Here is a 17,271-nt window from a genome sequence, read left to right on the forward strand (position 1 = left end):
AGATGGGTCAGCCCCTTGGTTTAGAACCAGAGCTTGGTGGTCAACTGCGCCAAAGTGAATCTCGCAGTGGCTATGAACCTGAACTAGGGGGAGCCCATCGCCAACGCGGTGTCTATGTCGATGAAATTACCTGTATTGGCTGCAAACACTGTGCCCATGTGGCGCGAAATACATTTTATATCGAGCCTAACTACGGGCGATCGCGGGTGGTGCGCCAAGATGGTGACCCCCTTGAACTGATTCAAGAAGCCATTGATACTTGTCCCGTCGATTGCATCCATTGGGTAGATTACACGGAATTAAAACGGCTGGAAAAAGAGCGCCTCGACCAGGTAGTTCCCCTTGCCGGTTTTCCCATTGATCCAGCCACTACACACCGCAAGAAACGGCGATCGCCCCCTAGGGCTAAATAGCATCTTCAGGCATCACAATGAGCGTTGTTCCCTGACGGCCAATGACAATCACCCGCTGATGTTCGGGAATGACCAAGTGGGGATCGTCACAGCGAGCCTGCCAAGAAATCCCTTCGTACAGTACTCGCCCCGTTTCGCCAGCGGGAATTCTCGTGATTGTTTTGGCCTCGGCGGCTTCCTTGAGCACTGGCGGAACTCGCTTCGGTTGATAGCGCCGCAACAGAAAGACCACAACAATGGAGAGCACCATCCAAAGGAGAATTTGTACTGAAAAGCTGGGAATTAGGAACGAGAGAAATGCAACAATAAGAGCACTGAGGCCGATGGTGGCTTCCATAAAAGCCGTCGGCAAAACAAGCTCCATCACAAAAAGGATGATGGCAAGAATTAACCAAATCAAAAAGGGAGACAGGGGCATTGCTCTTATCACCCAAGATGGCTACTTCAACAATAGCTTAAACTTCCCTGATCCAGTGGGCGGATTTAACTAGTTTGAATACTTCAATGCTCGTCAAAAGATCAATGCTGGTCAAAAGAGCTCTACTGGAACTTACAAGGGTGACCCTGCGTCAGGGGAGCTAGCGCTCAAGGGAGACTCCTCCAATTCTGTACAATGATGAATTTGATGAATTTAATGAGGCAAACAACAATGACGGATCTATTTATCCCCCTGCTGGTGGGACTCTTCACCCTTGGACTGTTGACGAGTTGGCTATGGCGACCGACAGCAACGCCGATTTCCCGTGCTGAACAGGCCAATACCCCTAATTTTGTTGCCGATGCCCCACCGCCGGATGATGAAGGTACACCGCCCCGCCGTGGATAGGCGAGGATTTCCCTAGAAGATTCTAGAACTGGCTAATGGAGTGATCAAGCAGCTTTGGTCAGCAGCACAGCAGTTTCAGGCGGGTTTCTTTGCCTTTGGCCGTGGTCTTTTTTTATAGCCCGTTATCATCTTTGGGGCTATGTGCTGTTACCTGCCTTCTTGAGCCTCCTTCTGGGGGTAACGCTCATCATTGCTGCTTTCTGGGCTGTTCAAGTCGTTGGCAATTATTGGTTTGTTGCTGAGGAATGGCAGTGGCTCTACCAAGGGTTCATTGATATTTTGGCAACCCTCCTTGCTGTCTTTTTAGCCCTGATTGGCTATCAAACACTGATTCCCCTTGTGGTGATTCCTTTCCTTGGCCCCCTGCTTAACCGTGTTGAAAAAATTACCACGGGACAAACAATCGAGGTGGGGTGGCAGCGTGATTTATGGAATGCCGTTGTCGGTAGCTGGTTTGCCCTGCGGGATGCGGTGGTGCAGGTGATTTTTCTGCTGCTTTCATTTTTAACGGGACCACTGCAACCTGTCGTGATGGCGATCGTCAATAGTTTCTTTCTAGGGCGCGGCAGTTTTGATTACCTCCTTGAAAAACACAGCACTTCTTTAAGGGAGCGCAAACTTTTGACCCGTGCCTATAGGCCACAGATCTATGGCCTTGGTTTGGCGCAGTTTTTGGGGCTGTTGATCCCCTTAGTTGGTTTGGTACTGGTACCGGCAGTGGGGGTGGTGGCTGCTGCTTTGCTCATTCAAGATCATCCACCGCAACAACAGTTGATGGCAGCGAATGCGGTTTCTCGGCGTTGATCTGGCTTGGCAAGGAGGGGCATCAGGGTACTGCTGTTTGCAGTGGCAGGGGCAAGATTTGGCGGTGGTTGCCCTCGATCGCGCCTGTGATACGCAGGAACTCTTGGCATGGATTGAGCGGGATGCACCCTCTGGGCAAGCAGCAATGGTGGCGGTGGATGCGCCCCTAATTATTCCCAATCCCAGGGGTATGCGCTCCTGCGATCGCCAGTCCCATCAAGTCCTTGGGCGCTACCATGCTGGCTGTTATCCTGCGAATCAGCAGTCCCCCTTTGCAAGCCACACCACGGGTTTCAGTGAAGCCCTCAGCCAACGGGGCTTTCACCATGCCCCTACCATCGGGCCGCAGCAATCGGGACGGTTTCAAATTGAAGTCTTCCCCCATGCTACGGCGATCGCCCTCTTTGAGCTTGATCAAATCATCAAGTACAAAAAAGGCCGCCTTGCAGAGCGACGCAGGGGGTTAGCTCGTCTTCGAGAGTTAATGACAAGCCGCCTTTGCCACTGTGAGCCGTCCCTAAGGTTGCAGTTCCCGGAAGCACTGCCCACCAGTGGGCGCGATCTCAAAGGGCTGGAAGATCAACTGGATGCGATTCTCTGTGCCTATACAGCAGCCTATTGGTGGTACTGGGGGAGCGATCGCCACTGGGTGTTCGGCACCGAGTCATTTTCACCAGCGCCAGCAACCACCGAGGCCTACCTCACAACAGGATATATCGTTGTTCCCCGTCGCTAACTTTCACGATTGCGGTAGCGCTGCAGTTCCGTGCGTAGGGCCGCAATTTCAGCGCGCAAATCATCAATCAGAGCTTGCCAATCCACCCGTTGGCTCCCCCGCGGCACCACCATTTCGGCTTCTTGGCGGGCACGAGTCTGTACCTCTTCCATGAATTCATGGAGCCGCTGCCGCTGCTCGGCATCAAATCGCCCCACTTGACTTAGGAATTCGACAAACAAATGCTGCGCCTGATCACGCAGGAGCGTTGCGGTCGCTCGACCAAGGAAAAAGGCCTCCAGCGGCGATTGACTCATAGGAGTGTCGTTCCTCATAGGTTGCGTCTCTCAATCCCTGAGTGTAACAAAGTTTTACAGTCAACAGGCCTTGCCTTGTCCCCATTCCCCAGCTTTTTCCTATAGAAGAGATAAGAAACTCTTTGACATTTTACTAGCCAAGTTATCCCCAGAAAAGCATAGAATTACTTCAATTAAATCTCCTCTTATCATAGCTATAAGCAAGGTACAAGGATACTCCCTCAGGGCTAGGGGTTCCTCTCAATCATGCTCTAGCTATGAAACCCTCTCTAAATTCGCCAAAAGGGACAGAAATGCTAACCAATTTAGTTAATCGAGTTCACTTTCGCTATTGGCGTGGCGATCTCTTTGGTGGGCTAACTGCCGCCATTGTTGCCTTGCCAATGGCCTTGGCCTTTGGGGTCACCTCTGGGGCTGGTGCAACGGCGGGACTCTACTGCGTGGTCTTTCTTGGCTTTTTTGCAGCTCTTTTTGGGGGCACGCCAACACTCATTTCCAATCCCACAGGGCCAATGACCGTCGTGATTACGGCAGTGATCACCCGACTGACCAGTGAATATCCCGAACAGGGGTTATCCATGGCCTTTACGGTGGTGATGCTAGCGGGCTGTTTTCAAATCCTCTTTGGTCTGTTGCGGCTGGGCAAATACATCACCCTCATGCCCTACACCGTGATTTCTGGCTTTATGTCGGGGATTGGCCTGATCATGATCCTGCTGCAAATTGGCCCACTGTTGGGGCACAGCAGTAAAGGTGGGGTCTTGGGGGCAGTGCAAAACTTGCCAGAGTGGATTCAAACACTGAACCCAGCGGCCCTTACTTTGGGCTTATTCACCCTTGGACTCATTTATTTCACACCCCAGAAAATTCGTCGGCTTGTGCCGCCACAGCTCCTCGCCTTGGTTTTGGGCACGATTCTATCAGTGGTCTTTTTTGCGGATGCCGGTTTGGCCCGCATTGGCACAATTCCCACTGGTCTGCCAGAGTTTGTGCCGCCGACTTTTACGCTGCCTGCTCTGAAAACGATGATTGTGGACGGGGCAATGCTGGGGATGCTCGGCTGTATTGATTCGCTCCTTACCTCGGTGATTGCCGATAGCATTACCCGTACCCAGCATGATTCCAATAAGGAACTGATTGGCCAAGGTATTGGTAACCTGCTGTCTGGCTTGTTTGGTGGTCTGCCCGGTGCCGGTGCCACGATGGGCACAGTGGTGAATATTCAAGCGGGAGGACGCACCTGCTTATCGGGTATGATCCACGCCGTGATTCTGCTGATGGTGGTGCTGTGGGCTGCACCGTTGACGGAACCGATTCCCAATGCAGTCTTGGCGGGGATTTTAATCAAGGTGGGGATTGACATCATCGACTGGAATTTTCTCAAACGTGCCCACCTCCTGTCGCTGCGGGCGGCTTTCATTATGTATGGCGTGATGCTGCTGACTGTCTTTGTGGACTTAATTGTAGCTGTGGGGGTTGGGGTCTTTATTGCCAATATGCTGACGATCAAGCGCTTGGCGGATCTGCAATCGGAGGAGGTGAAGGCGATTACCCACGCTGATGATCAAGCACCCCTGACCGCCGAGGAAAAAGCACTCTTCCACGAAGCTAAGGGTCAACTGTTGCTCCTCCACCTTGGGGGCCCGATGAGTTTTGGCTCCGCTTGGGCAATTTCGCAGCGGCAGGCAATCATGGCGGACTATAGGGTGCTGATTCTGGATGTCAGCAGTGTGCCGCTGTTGGGGGTGACGGCAGCGCTGGCCATTGAGTCGCTCATCCAAGAGGCGCAAAAGCATGGTTTAGCGATTTTTCTGGTGAATGGTTCGGCAGATAAGGTGCAACAGCGGCTCCAACGCTTTCGCATTTTGGATCGGTTGCCCGCTGATCATGTGGTGAGCGATCGCCGACAAGCCCTTGAAAAGGCCATCCAGTTTCTTCGCCAACCAAAGGAATTGCTGAAGGTGACAACGGGTAGCTAGGAATAGCGGGAGACGGCAGGGTTTCCCTGCACATACCACCGCCACGGAATCTCCTGCCCCTGGGAAATGCCAATGCGGGTGGTCTGCACCACCGGGTCTGTCAGGGGCTGGGGTGGTTTTTCTAACCAGAGACCGCTCTCTTGCCCTAGCATCAGGCCAGAAAGCCGGCGATCGATCCCCAGGACTCGGCACAGTTTTCCCGGACCAGCGGCCCTAGGGGGCGGCAAGGGCGGGCTGAGCATCTCTAGGGCACGAATGAGAACAGCACTGGCAAAGTTTGGGCGATCGCTAGCGATATTCAAGCAGTGGTGAATGCCATAGATTTGATAGACATAGATGGTGCCCGGTGCCGCAAACATGGGAGCATTGCGAGCAGTTTGGCGACGGTAGCCATGGCAAGCGGGATCCCCTGCCATATAGGCCTCGGTTTCGACAATGCGGCCACGGTAGAGCTGACCATTGGCCTGTTGGCGCACGAGAATACACCCCAGTAATTCTTCAGCGACCACTGGGGCAGGACGAGCAAACCAATCAAGGGGCAGACACTGGTCTTGCTCAATGGAAACTCTGTTCAAGCCACAAATCCTCCATCAAGGCATGGCGTAGCGGCCCATTCAAGCCAGAGACGGTGTAGAGCATTGCTTCGCGATAGAGACGCTGCACGGTGTGACTCAACATTAAGGCACTGCCACCCGTTGTAATCAGGGCAGCTTGAGCTGCTTGGACGGCAAGGTGGATGGCGGCGGCGCGCAGTTGGGCATGGTAGGGGGGATTGACCTCCTCTAGCTCCCTTTGAATCTGGTCGTAAAGGCGGTGCCAGCGATCGCGCAAGTGGTGATAGAGGTCTTTGGCGTCGACACTCTCGGCTAGAATCTGCAAACTAGCACGGGCACAGCCCATGGGGGCGGCACTGCCCCGCAGCAACTGCTGGCGATCGCGAATAGCCAGCCAATCTGCCGCAGCGATACCCACCACCTCTGCCGGCGGGACTAACCAATCCACCAGCTCTGCCTGCACCGTTTGGGTTGAGGGCACAGCAGCTAGAGGTAGGGGCAATGAGAGGTGCAAAATGCCGCCGCCGGCCTGTTGGGCGTTGATAAAAGGCATGAGGGCAAAGAGAATACGCTGATCCGGTAGGGGAGCGGCAGCGATAAACATTGTCATGTGCTGAAAACCACTGAGCCAGGGCAACGTTCCCCGCAGGAGATAGCCCTCACTGGTGGGTTGAGCTTGCAGCTCCCCTAGGTTGTGGCGCAGATGGGAAAAGCTGATACCCACCAACACCTGCCCCTTCATTAAGTCCGCCAAGTAGGCTTGGGCAACGCTCCCTTCAGGGTGTTCGAGAATGATGCCCAAGGCGGATTGATGTTGTGCCACCAAAAAGGCAAGGGCACCGGAGGTTTGTGCCAGTTGTAAGCTCAAATGCCACAGCGTACGGCGATCGCACTCCAATCCCCCGACTGCTTTGGGTACCCCCAAACGAAAAATGCCCAAGTTTCCTAAGGCTTGCAGGCTCTCCGATAAAAGGGAGTTTTGCTGATCAAGGCGGTTGGCCATGGGAGCGACCACGCCAGTGAGGTATGTCTGAATGTCCTTGAGAAGAGGCTGCGCTGCCAAATCAGCAAAAGCTAGGGCATCCATAGCTCAGGAGTAGGCCAGATGGGCACGGGGGTTGTAGGACTCAATGGCCTGAAGCTGCCGGTAGAGATCCCGTTCGGCATCGCTCAGTTGGGGCGGCAGCGTAATTACAATTTCCACCAGTTGGTCACCGCGATCGCCATCGGGACGAGGGTAGCCTTTACCCGCCAGTCGCAAACGCTGTCCTGTCCGTACCCCTGCTGGAACCATCATTTTTACCCAACCATCCAGGGTCGGAGCTTCAATTTGCCCCCCAAGGGCAGCCTCACTGGGGGTCACGGGCAGTTCACAGACAATGTCATAGTCCTCCAGGCGAAAGAGGGGATGGGGAGTCACTTGAATTTTCAGATAAAGATCACCGCCACCAGTGCCTTGACCCCGCAGCCGAATCCGCTGACCGGTAACCATCCCCGGTGGCAGCGTCACTTCTAGGGAGCGCCCATCTCCAAGGCGAATCCGCTCCCGTCCTCCTTCGTAGGCTTTTTCGAGGGGGATTTCTAGGGTGGCTTCAGCATCGCGACGACTCACAGCGGTATAGACGGTTTTGACGGTGCCGGGGCGAAAGTAGTCTGTCTCTATGGTAGACGAGCGACGGGGGGGATCCGCAGAAACCGTAGAAGTGCGGGGCGATCGCCGACCCAACAGTTGATCCAAAAACTCTTGAAAATTATCTTCACTGAGGTCGGGTTCTTCCCTAACACTAGTACCATTGCGACGAGCCATAGGGGTGCGTTGGGAAGGGCGAGTGCGAAAGCCAGGCTGTGACCAATATTCACCGTAGCGATCGTATTGCTCACGGCGAGCCGGATCACTGAGGACTTGGTAGGCTTCACTAATGTCTTTGAACTTCTCTTCAGCGGCGCGATCGCCGGGATTCAGATCGGGATGATACCGCCGAGCCAGCCGCCGATAGGCGCGCTTAATCTCCTCAAGGCTGGCATCCCGATCCACGCCCAAAAGCTGGTAGTAATCTCGAAAATTACGCATCGACAGTCCTAATCTACACTCACAGTTGCCGCAAAGAATACAAAAAAGCCCTACCAGTCGTCGTCATCCCAATCGTCCCATGGGGCTGAATCACTGCGCTGGGAGTAGCTGCGGGAACGCCGCGTGCGGGGTGGCTCATCCCATTCATCCTCATAATTATCGCGCCGCCGCTCTCGACCCCGCACCGCATCGAGACCTTTATTCACCGCTTCCCTAAGGTTGGGCAGCTTAAAGATCTCTTCATCGTCTTCCGCCTCCTCTTCCCTCAGGCGCAGTTGACGGACAAAGTCGTAGAGCCGCTCTTCAAGGGCAGCGTAGGTGAGGTCAATCTGGCGATCGTCCTCATTGCGAATGGCCTCCTGCAATTGCCGCACTAGAGCCTCAATACCACGGCGCTGCTCAGCGGCAAATTGATAGCCAAATTCCTGAGCCGCTTCCCGCAATTGGCGTTCAGCTCGGTTCATCAAATCCTGGGCGCGGTTGCGCTTCTCAATGCGGGCCCGCCGCTGGCGATCGCCCGCTGCATTGGACTCAGCATCCAAGAGCATCTGCTGAATTTCCTCTTCACTCAGGGTTGATGCCCCCTGAATGACCACACTTTGCTCACGGCCGCTAAAGCGATCCAAGGCCACCACTTGGAGCAGGCCATTGGCATCCAAGTCAAAGGACACTTGAATTTGGGGCACCCCCCGAGGCGCTGGCGGAATGCCGGTTAACTTAAAGCGTCCCAGGGACTTATTGTGGGCTGCCAGTTCCCGCTCCCCCTGAACCACGTGGATTTCTACTTGGCTTTGGTTATTTTCTGAGGTTGAAAAAATATCGGAGCGACGCACCGGAATCGTCGTATTGCGGGGAATCAGCACCTTAGTCACGCCGCCAATGGTTTCCACCCCTAGGGAAAGGGGCGTTACATCCAACAGCAGGATATCTTTCACATCCCCTGCGAGAATCCCTGCTTGAATCGCAGCACCGACGGCCACCACTTCATCGGGGTTGACATTTTGCTTCGGTTCACGGCCAATCATCTGCCGCACCAGATCCTGCACCATGGGCATTCGCGTCGCACCACCCACAAGTACCACGGCATCAATTTGACTGGGGGTTAAATGGGCGTCCATCAGGGCCTGTTCGACCGGATAGCGCAGCCGTTGCAGTAGGTCTTGGCTAAGGTCCTCAAATTGGCGACGACTGAGGGTGGTTTCAATGTGTTTCGGCCCCTCTGCTGTGGCAGTGACAAAGGGCAGATCGATATTGGTTTCCAGTAGGCCGGAAAGTTCAATTTTGGCTTTTTCGGCAGCATCAGTGAGCCGTTGCAGCGACTGGCGATCGCGCCGTAAATCAATGCCTTCCTTAGCAAGGAAGTCTTCGGCTAGCCAGTCCACAATCAACTTATCAAAGTCATTGCCCCCCAGTTGAGTATCGCCGCTGGTGGCCTTCACTTCAAACACGCCATCACCGACCTCGAGAATGGAGACATCAAAGGTGCCACCGCCCAGGTCAAAAACGAGAATCGTCTGCTCCTGCTGGCGATCGAGACCATAGGCCAGCGCTGCCGCGGTGGGTTCATTGATAATGCGCCGCACATTGAGACCCGCAATACGTCCAGCATCACGGGTCGCTTGCCGCTGCGAGTCATTAAAGTAGGCGGGTACAGTAATCACCGCATCGGTGACGGGTTCCCCTAGGTAGCGGCTGGCATCCTCCACCAGCTTGCGCAAGACCATGGCTGAAATTTCTTCGGGGGCAAATTCCCGTTGCAGCCGTGGGCACTTGATGCGCACTTTCCCCGATTCATCGCGGCGAATCGTATAGGGTACCCGCTTGGACTCCGCCGTTAGTTCACTGTATTCGCGGCCAATAAAGCGCTTCACGGCATAGAAGGTGTTTTGGGGATTGAGCACCGCCTGCCGTCGCGCCAACTGCCCCACAAGGCGCTCGCCGTCTTTGCCAAAGGCCACCACAGAAGGAGTGGTGCGGGAGCCTTCTGCATTGGCAATCACAACGGGTTTTCCCCCTTCCAGTACAGCAATGACGGAATTGGTTGTCCCCAGATCAATGCCAACAATTTTGCCCATGCCGCTTGAACGACTCCGCACTGGTTAGAATAAATGAATAGCGTTATAGTAACGGATTATTTACCCTTTGTTACGCTTATTCGATTGTACGAGATCTGCCCCAGACCGTCAGAATCACTCTTTCCCCTGTGCTGCGCGATCGCTACAACGATATGGACAACTTCCGTCCCCCCACCTCACCTTTACCGCTGCTCATCTGTGGATTCTAACGGTTAAGATGACAGGCAAGAGGTTGCAGCACAGCTTATCAACTGTTGCTACGCCCAATTCCGAGAAGGAGACTGTTCTATGCTACACCGCAAGCTTTATCAACTCTATACCGACGGCCAAGAAGTCTGGATTTACTTGCGGGATCAACAACGCCTGATTGACCGGGCACGCATTGTGGACATCGAAGGAAATGTGGTTACCATCCGCTACGAAACGGAGGAAGACGACGAAGTGTGTGCTTGGGAAGAGATCGTCAATATCGAAAGTATTGGCTCCATTTCACGGCGGCTCGCAGCAGTTCCCCGAGGCTATGCAGAGCTACCCATTGCTGATGAATGTCCAGAGGCGGAGCAACTGCCGAAGCATTCCTCGGAAACCGAACACGAGCGTTAATTCTTACTCATGCGCTCAGCCCCCGTTGTGGAGGAAATAGCCACGATTGATGCCCAGTATATGGGGCGCTGCCTTGAGTTAGCGGCTCGGGCCAAAGGCCGCACGGCTCCGAATCCCCTCGTGGGCTGTGTGATTGTGGCGGAGGGACGCGTCATTGGGGAGGGGTTTCATCCCAAGGCAGGGGAACCCCATGCCGAGGTCTTTGCCCTGCGCAGTGTCAGCGAGAGCGATCGCCCCCTCCTCAGCAAGGCCACCCTCTACGTCAACCTTGAACCCTGCAACCACTATGGCCGCACACCCCCCTGTACCGAGGCAATTGTTGCTGCTGGTATTCCCAAGGTGGTGGTGGGCATGATTGATCCGAATCCTCAAGTAGCCGGAGCAGGGGTAGAGCGGCTGCGCGCAGCGGGCATAGAAGTCACTGTTGGCGTGCGGGAAGCAGACTGTCAACGCCTGAACGAAGCGTTTGTCCATCGGGTGCGCTACCAGCGTCCCTTTGGCATTTTTAAGTACGCCATGACCCTCGATGGCAAAATTGCCTCTAGGGCAGGTCATAGTCTCTGGGTGAGTGGCGAAGCCGCACGCGCCATGGTGCATCAACTGCGCTCTGAATGCGATGCTGTCATTGTGGGGGGCAATACCGTGCGGCTGGATAATCCCCTCTTGACCTCCCGCCATGAGCACAATCCCCTACGGGTGGTGATGAGCCGTACCCTTGATCTGCCGCGGGATGCCTCTTTGTGGGAAACAACCACCGCTGCGACCTTGGTGGTTACTTCCGCTTCGCCCCAGCATCCCCTAATTCCCCAACTGCAGGCACAGGGTGTGGAGGTGGTGCACCAAGAGCCGCTAACACCGACCGCCGTTATGGCACTGCTTTATCAACGGGGCATCATGACCGTGCTTTGGGAATGTGGCGGTTCCCTCGCAGCGGCAGCGATCGCCGAAGGCATGGTACAGAAGGTGTGGGCGTTTATTGCGCCAAAAATTATCGGTGGCTTCGATGCCCCCGCCCCAGTGGCCGATTTAGGCTTAACCAAAATGCATGAGGCCTTGTGCCTAGAGGACGTGACTTGGCAAGCCGTGGGCGAGGACATTCTCGTAGTGGGCTACCTACCGTCTAGGCCTCCGGTTCCGTCACTTCAATAATGGTGCAGCCCGTTTCTGTGGGGGGGGTATCCGCCTGCTCATAGAGCAAATCAATCCACAGGGACTCTGGGTAAGGCTTACGGCTAGAGACATAAAAAAGCCAATGCTGGCTGACGTTGAGGGACTCGCGCCGCAGCTTGGCCATTGCAGGGGTTGTAATCAGCCGTAAGGCGGCGTTGGCATTGCGCCACTGCTCAATAATTCCAGCGGCGACCCGCAGGATTTCCCCCTGGCTATTTTCTAATTCCAAAATGGCATCAATGTGGATACTCTCCCACCAGTGCCGTGGATCCCTGAGATCCAATCCTTGGCCATCCATATAGTCAATCAGGTTGGGGAGATGTGCGCGAATGAAGTTTTGGACAACACTAAATGGAGGAAAAGGGCGCAAAACTTTGAGGTGGCTCGCTGTTTGTTGAAACCACAGCTTGTGGTAAGTCATGGGAACGAAGCTCCGTCAGAAAGGCGATCGCCAAAAATCGTTACAAACTCGTTTATTCTACCAAGCAAGCTTGCTTTGATTGTCCCTAGGAGCAAAGATGAATATGTGCCACTTTTAACTCAATTTGGCACAAGTGTTATAGGACAATTTGGGTGTAACAGCCAACGATAAGAAGGATATCAACTCAGTTAAATTATTAAAAAAATTATAAATACTGATTGGCTAACTTTACTCTACTTATTCATTTATTGGCAATAACGATTTTTCTTTCACGGGCACTAATCCAGCTCAAGTCAGGATGAATTCAGGTTTTTTGATTATTAGCCAGCAGGTAGAAAATTCGTATTTTTATTTTACAGCAGATAACTCATCCCCCAGAGATGGCAAAGCAAGGCAGAGGGGAGACTTGTCATTTGGTTGGGGATTGGGTAAAGTCACCTAGAAGTTTCGTCGTGGTGCCAAAACACCCTTTGCATCAACAACAGATTGGGACAGTTTTAGGCATAGCTGCGGCGAGTGGCCTCCGGCTACCTTGAAGCATTGCCCATGATGTGTGTTCTCAGTTCACTGCTTTGTTGAATCACTGTAGATTTTGTGTGCGAGGAGGATTACCTTGAGCAACAATAGTTTGACCTCTACCGCCTCTCAGGATGCACCGCTTGTGTCTGCTGCTATGCTTGGTCGTTCGCTGCGCTCCCTTTGTTCCTATCTGCCCCTGCTGGGTACCTTTGTTCTGATTCAGCCTACCCACGCCCTTGATCTGACCACTCTTGCGAACGATCTGGGTTCAAAGGACGTGCGCCCCGAATCTCTCAGCATGCCCTCTCTTTTCAGCCCCGAAAGCCAAGACTCCCCTGCTGAATTTGAAAATCTTTTATCCGCCGACAAAACCAACTTCCTCGTGGATGTTAGCCAAGGGGCATGGCAACGCACTATCCAGCCGCAGGTGAGTTTTGCCCCGCTCTCCCTGAGAAGACCAGCGCTGACCCTTTCTGCCTCTGCTTCCTTTGACCACCTCAGTCGTCCATTTGAACCCACCTTCAAAGTGGTGGATCGTCGGGTTCGCACTAATAGCTTGGCAGATCTGGTGACTCAAGCCACCACCTCTGTTGTTGCTTCCTTGGCCATTGATACCCCCTTTGGGATGGGTGGCTCTTTGGAACAAACCACGGCCAACGTTGAACCACAATTCGCCGAGGGGGAAACCACGCCCCTCTCCGAGCGGGTGACATTTGTGAATTCCTCAGCAGCACCTACTTCCACTTCAACCCTAGGGTCTGTCCCCTTTGGGCGTGCTTCTGAGCGGCAGCGTCGCACTAGCCCTGCTCTGCTTGCAGTCCAGCAAACCCCTACTCGCCCGGCTCTACTCCAGCCTAGCGTTGTGAGGCGCCCGCAAACAACAACGGTAACGGTACCCACCCCTGCCGCTGTACAACCCATTGCGCCCCCTGTGCCCGTCAAGGTGGCACGCTCAATTATCAATCCACCGTTACCCAGTCCTCTTGACTTACCCCCTCTACCGAACGCCGATCGCTTCCTGCCGAGCCTAACCACGAACTTTATTTGGCCGGCGCGGGGGGTGTTGACTTCTGGCTTTGGCCCCCGCTGGGGACGGATGCACCGGGGGATTGATATTGCGGCTCCCATTGGCACGCCCATTTATGCTGCCGCTGCCGGTGTGGTCACCTACTCCCAGTGGAACTCTGGTGGCTACGGCAATCTGGTGGAAATTCGCCACGCCGATGGGACGCTGACGCTCTATGCCCACAACCATCGCAACTTGGTACGTGTGGGTCAATACGTTGAGCAGGGTCAGCAGATTGCCGAAATGGGCAGTACTGGACGCAGCACAGGCCCCCACGTCCACTTTGAAGTGCATCCCCAAGGGCAGGGGGCTGTTAACCCAATGATCTTCCTGCAACGCAGCCAAGGGTAGTCATTGACGGTCTATTTTGTGGGTGCGGGGTTAGGTACCCCCGACTCTCTCACGCTCGAAGCATGGACCTGCCTTCAGCAGGCGCAGGTGGTTCTTTACGATGCCCTGCTCTCCCCTAGCCTCCTTGAACTCACCCCCGCTGATTGCTTGCGGGTGGCGGTGGGCAAGCGCGCAGGAACTGAGGCCGTTCCGCAATTGGAAATCAACCGCCTTTTAGTGGCCTACGGCCAGCAGTATCGGCGGGTTGTTCGTCTCAAAAGTGGCGATCCGGGGCTGTTTGGCCGTTTGCATCAGGAACTTGAGGCTGTTTTGGGGGCAGGTTTAGAGGCTGTGGTGATTGCGGGGGTGTCCTCAGCGCTGGCGGCACCTTTATTGGCTGGCATCTGCGTGACAGCAAAGGACGTGAGTCAGTCCGTAGCCATTCTGTCGGGGCATGCACCGGAGACACTTCCCTGGCCAGCGATCGCCCAAATGGAGACGCTGATTTTTTTGATGGCCACCCGTTCCCTGCGATATATTGCCGAGGAATTGCTGCGGCAGGGGCGATCGCCCACCGAAGGATTGGCGATTCTGCAATGGGCGGGGCAACCCCAGCAACAATTCTGGTTTGGCACCCTAGAGACCTATCTGAAGACGCCTCACTTTCCAGACATGGCTCCTGCGGTCGTTGTCATTGGCGCGATCGCCCAAAAACGCTACCCGTTGGCTAGTCTAGATCTGGTCTTTCCTGAATTTTTGAGGATTTCCCCATCATCAATGTCTCCCCTCTACGGCAAAACGATTCTCGTCACTCGTGCGGCAGCTCAAGCGAGTGAGTTTACTCAGCAACTTATAGCAGCCGGTGCCACCGTTTTAGAAATGCCGACACTGGAAATCGTTCCCCCTAGTTCTTGGCAGCCCCTCGATCGGGCCCTGGCAGAACTCGATACCTTTGACTGGCTGATTCTGACTTCCCACAATGCCGTTACGTTTTTTATGAAACGGTTACACAGTCATGGCAAGGATAGCCGTGCCCTCGCGGGTCTCAAGATTGCTGTCGTCGGTGAAAAAACTGCCCAAACCCTTAGCAGTTACGGCTTAGGGGCTGACTTCACCCCCAGGGAATTTGTCGCCGATGCCCTAGTGGTAGAATTCCCAGAACCTGTGGCCGGGTTGCGTTTTCTTTTTCCACGGGTTGAAAAGGGCGGACGACCCGTCCTAGGGGAGGCCTTTACGGCGGCTGGGGCTGAGGTGGTTGAGGTGCCTGCCTACAATTCATGCTGTCCCCAAACCGTTGATGCCCAAGTTTTAGGAGCGCTGCAAGCGGGTCAAGTGGATATGGTCACGTTTACCAGTTCTAAGACGGTGAAACACTTTTGCCAATTAGTGGGTCCTCAGGCGGCAGAGTTACTTCAGAATGTGCAGATTGCCAGTATCGGGCCGCAAACCTCCCAAACTTGCCGTGAGCTCTTGGGACGAGTGGATACTGAAGCCACAGAGCATACCCTGGAGGGACTCCTTCAGGCATTATTACGGATAGCTTAGGACTTGGGGATAAAGAAGGTACCTCAATCCGCTAGTGTGAAAAAAGGACTGTTGTAAAGCAATTGTGGAGCATGACCCACGCAACCGATGTGTTGACGCTTGGCCGTTGGATGGCGGCGGATTTTAGTAACCAAGCGCAAGCCTTTGAGAATCCTCCCTTCTATGCCCATATTCGGGTGTGTATGCGTCCCCTTCCCAGTGGTGTTCTGGAGGGTATTGCCCTTTATGTGGAACAGGCCTATGACTATCTCCTAGGCGTCCCCTACCGCACACGGGTTTTGGAACTAGTGCCCGCCAATGATCACATTGTCATTAAAAATTATGTACTCAAGGATGAAAAACGCTTCTTTGGGGCAGCTCGCGATCGCCAGCGGCTTCAGGCCATGCGAGCCGATGATCTTGAACTCCTCTGTGGCTGCAATATGCTCACCTACTGGACAGGGCATAGTTTTCGCGGTGAAGTGGAGCCGGGCAAAGCCTGTAAAGTTGTGCGTAAGGGACGGGAAACCTATCTCGATAGCACGTTTGAAATTGATGGCGATCGCTTCATTAGCCACGATCGCGGACGGGATCCCGAAACCGATGAGCACGTTTGGGGATCCGTAGCCGGCCCCTTTCACTTTGTCCGCTGGCAGAGCTTTGCCGATGAAATTATTGCCTAGGTGGCTTGCCAATCTGGCAACGGCTTGCCTTGATAATACAGGCGAAAGAGTCCCCAAGCTCCTAGGGCGATCGCTACCAAGCTGACCACTTGAGCAATTCGCAGAGGGCCCAGCATCAGGCTATCCATGCGCAGCCCTTCAATCCAAAAGCGACCCAAGCTGTAGGCGATGGCATAGACCATCAGAAGCGTCCCCGGCTTTTGATAGCGAGGTTGACGAAAGAGCCACAGCAGGAGCAGAAAAACCCCCAAATTCCAAAGAGACTCATAGAGAAACGTGGGGTGGTAATAGGCTTCGTTGATTAGCTGAGGAGGACGCTGTGGCGCAGGGATATAGAGTTTCCACGGCAAATCAGTGGGGGCACCAAAGGCCTCAGAGTTGAAAAAATTACCCCAGCGACCAATGGCCTGTCCCAAAACCAATGAAGGGGCAACCACATCCGCCACTTGCCAAAAGGAAAGCCGCTGCACATAGGTAAAGATAGCCATCGCCACCATGCCACCGAGAATGGCGCCGTGAATGGCAATGCCGCCTTTCCATATTTGAAGCACTTGATCTAGATGTTTTTGATAAAAGCCCCAGTTAAAGGCGACGTAATAGAGTCGTGCAGCGGGAATAGCTGCAACCACAAGCCAAATGGATAGATCCGCAATCTGATCAGGGTCAATCTGCCGCTGGCGTGCCAAGCGCTGACTCAGCCAGAGGCCAATAAAAACAGCGACAGCAATCAATAACCCGTACCACCGAAGGGTGATAAACCCTAGCTCAAGGGTGGCACCGGGGGATTGGAAAGTGGCGATCATGCCTAGGGCAAGTTCTAAACGGCGCGAGCAGTCTGAATGACAGTGGCAAAGGCATCGGCATCCAGGACAGCCAATTGAGCCAGCATCTTGCGATTCAGTTGAATGTCTGCTTTTTTCAGGGCACCCATGAGTTGACTGTAGCTCATGCCATGTTGACGCGCAGCAGCGTTAATGCGGGCAATCCAGAGCCGCCGAAAGTCGCGTTTGCGCCGCCGGCGATCGCGATAGGCATTGCACAGTGCCTTCATGACCACCTGATTTGCCGTGCGGAAGAGCTTCGAGTGCCCCGCCCGATAGCCCTTGGCGAGCTTGAGAATTTTTTTACGCCGTTTGCGGGCAACGTTACCCCGCTTGACCCTTGCCATAGTTCAACTTCACCCTTAATCAAAAACCGAAAA

Annotated in this window: 19 protein-coding genes; 10 read left to right on the forward strand and 9 right to left on the reverse strand. The window is 54.3% G+C overall.

The annotated features are described in order from the left end of the window. The first annotated feature begins 2 nt into the window (after positions 1–2). The gene (locus NK55_RS07480; RefSeq protein WP_024125152.1) at positions 3–413 is read left to right on the forward strand and encodes a ferredoxin; all 411 of its coding nucleotides are present in this window, start codon (positions 3–5) and stop codon (positions 411–413) included. On the opposite strand, the gene NK55_RS07485 is transcribed toward NK55_RS07480, so the two are convergent. Beyond that, the gene (locus NK55_RS07485) at positions 406–831 is read right to left on the reverse strand and encodes an NfeD family protein (RefSeq protein WP_024125153.1); all 426 of its coding nucleotides are present in this window, start codon (positions 829–831) and stop codon (positions 406–408) included. The two genes, NK55_RS07480 and NK55_RS07485, sit on opposite strands and share 8 nt — an antisense overlap. 231 nt (positions 832–1,062) lie before the next feature. On the opposite strand from NK55_RS07485, the gene NK55_RS07490 reads away from it, so the two are divergent. The 3 genes from NK55_RS07490 to NK55_RS07500 all read left to right on the forward strand — a co-directional run bounded on the left by NK55_RS07490 (position 1,063) and on the right by NK55_RS07500 (position 2,779). Continuing rightward, a complete protein-coding gene (locus NK55_RS07490; protein ID WP_024125154.1) occupies positions 1,063–1,239 on the forward strand; it encodes a hypothetical protein in 177 nt (58 codons plus the stop codon). 141 nt (positions 1,240–1,380) lie between these two features. Next, positions 1,381–2,043 carry an EI24 domain-containing protein gene (locus tag NK55_RS07495; RefSeq protein WP_024125155.1) on the forward strand — a complete coding sequence of 221 codons (663 nt, stop codon included), beginning with the start codon at positions 1,381–1,383 and terminating at the stop codon, positions 2,041–2,043. Further along, positions 2,024–2,779, forward strand: coding sequence for a DUF429 domain-containing protein (locus NK55_RS07500; protein WP_024125156.1), 756 nt, complete (start codon positions 2,024–2,026; stop codon positions 2,777–2,779). Before NK55_RS07495 ends, NK55_RS07500 begins: the two co-directional genes overlap by 20 nt. Here NK55_RS07500 and NK55_RS07505 read toward each other — a convergent pair. Continuing rightward, positions 2,776–3,075, reverse strand: a complete 300-nt coding sequence (locus NK55_RS07505) for a DUF6825 family protein (protein ID WP_024125157.1) — start codon at positions 3,073–3,075, stop codon at positions 2,776–2,778. The two genes, NK55_RS07500 and NK55_RS07505, sit on opposite strands and share 4 nt — an antisense overlap. A gap of 293 nt (positions 3,076–3,368) precedes the next feature. Between NK55_RS07505 and NK55_RS07510 the strand changes: the two genes are divergently transcribed. Beyond that, a complete protein-coding gene (locus tag NK55_RS07510) occupies positions 3,369–5,054 on the forward strand; it encodes a SulP family inorganic anion transporter (RefSeq protein ID WP_024125158.1) in 1,686 nt (561 codons plus the stop codon). Here NK55_RS07510 and NK55_RS07515 read toward each other — a convergent pair. From NK55_RS07515 to dnaK, 4 genes are read right to left on the reverse strand one after another with little or no spacing between them, the layout of a single operon-like run. Then, positions 5,051–5,563, reverse strand: a complete 513-nt coding sequence (locus tag NK55_RS07515) for a DNA-3-methyladenine glycosylase (protein ID WP_255325343.1) — start codon at positions 5,561–5,563, stop codon at positions 5,051–5,053. The genes NK55_RS07510 and NK55_RS07515 overlap by 4 nt on opposite strands. Positions 5,564–5,609: 46 nt before the next feature. Further along, complete coding sequence (locus tag NK55_RS07520; protein ID WP_024125160.1) at positions 5,610–6,695, reverse strand: acyl-CoA dehydrogenase family protein; 1,086 nt, start codon at positions 6,693–6,695, stop codon at positions 5,610–5,612. 3 nt (positions 6,696–6,698) lie between these two features. Beyond that, positions 6,699–7,679: a DnaJ C-terminal domain-containing protein gene (locus NK55_RS07525; protein ID WP_024125161.1), complete on the reverse strand. Its 981-nt coding sequence runs from the start codon at positions 7,677–7,679 to the stop codon at positions 6,699–6,701. A gap of 50 nt (positions 7,680–7,729) precedes the next feature. Further along, positions 7,730–9,754, reverse strand: coding sequence for a molecular chaperone DnaK (dnaK, locus tag NK55_RS07530; RefSeq protein ID WP_024125162.1), 2,025 nt, complete (start codon positions 9,752–9,754; stop codon positions 7,730–7,732). A gap of 288 nt (positions 9,755–10,042) precedes the next feature. Here dnaK and NK55_RS07535 point away from each other — a divergent pair, with 288 nt between their 5' ends. Beyond that, positions 10,043–10,357, forward strand: coding sequence for a DUF6679 family protein (locus NK55_RS07535; protein WP_024125163.1), 315 nt, complete (start codon positions 10,043–10,045; stop codon positions 10,355–10,357). Positions 10,358–10,366: 9 nt separating this feature from the next. Further along, complete coding sequence (gene ribD, locus NK55_RS07540) at positions 10,367–11,506, forward strand: bifunctional diaminohydroxyphosphoribosylaminopyrimidine deaminase/5-amino-6-(5-phosphoribosylamino)uracil reductase RibD (protein ID WP_024125164.1); 1,140 nt, start codon at positions 10,367–10,369, stop codon at positions 11,504–11,506. On the opposite strand, the gene NK55_RS07545 is transcribed toward ribD, so the two are convergent. Then, positions 11,478–11,948, reverse strand: a complete 471-nt coding sequence (locus NK55_RS07545) for a hypothetical protein (protein WP_024125165.1) — start codon at positions 11,946–11,948, stop codon at positions 11,478–11,480. The two genes, ribD and NK55_RS07545, sit on opposite strands and share 29 nt — an antisense overlap. A 661-nt stretch (positions 11,949–12,609) precedes the next feature. Between NK55_RS07545 and NK55_RS14285 the strand changes: the two genes are divergently transcribed. From NK55_RS14285 to NK55_RS07560, 3 genes are all read left to right on the forward strand, one after another. Continuing rightward, on the forward strand, positions 12,610–13,884 hold the full coding sequence (locus NK55_RS14285) for a M23 family metallopeptidase (RefSeq protein WP_255325233.1): 1,275 nt from the start codon (positions 12,610–12,612) through the stop codon (positions 13,882–13,884). A gap of 3 nt (positions 13,885–13,887) precedes the next feature. Further along, positions 13,888–15,408 carry a uroporphyrinogen-III C-methyltransferase gene (gene cobA / locus NK55_RS07555; protein WP_024125167.1) on the forward strand — a complete coding sequence of 507 codons (1,521 nt, stop codon included), beginning with the start codon at positions 13,888–13,890 and terminating at the stop codon, positions 15,406–15,408. Between the two features lie 71 nt (positions 15,409–15,479). Further along, complete coding sequence (locus NK55_RS07560) at positions 15,480–16,070, forward strand: chromophore lyase CpcT/CpeT (protein ID WP_024125168.1); 591 nt, start codon at positions 15,480–15,482, stop codon at positions 16,068–16,070. On the opposite strand, the gene lgt is transcribed toward NK55_RS07560, so the two are convergent. Then, positions 16,067–16,873, reverse strand: a complete 807-nt coding sequence (lgt, locus tag NK55_RS07565) for a prolipoprotein diacylglyceryl transferase (protein WP_024125169.1) — start codon at positions 16,871–16,873, stop codon at positions 16,067–16,069. The two genes, NK55_RS07560 and lgt, sit on opposite strands and share 4 nt — an antisense overlap. A 14-nt stretch (positions 16,874–16,887) precedes the next feature. Further along, positions 16,888–17,238, reverse strand: a complete 351-nt coding sequence (gene rplT, locus NK55_RS07570) for a 50S ribosomal protein L20 (RefSeq protein ID WP_024125170.1) — start codon at positions 17,236–17,238, stop codon at positions 16,888–16,890. Between the last annotated feature and the right edge of the window lie 33 nt (positions 17,239–17,271).

The sequence above is a fragment of the Thermosynechococcus sp. NK55a genome, assembly GCF_000505665.1.
GTDB lineage: Bacteria > Cyanobacteriota > Cyanobacteriia > Thermosynechococcales > Thermosynechococcaceae > Thermosynechococcus.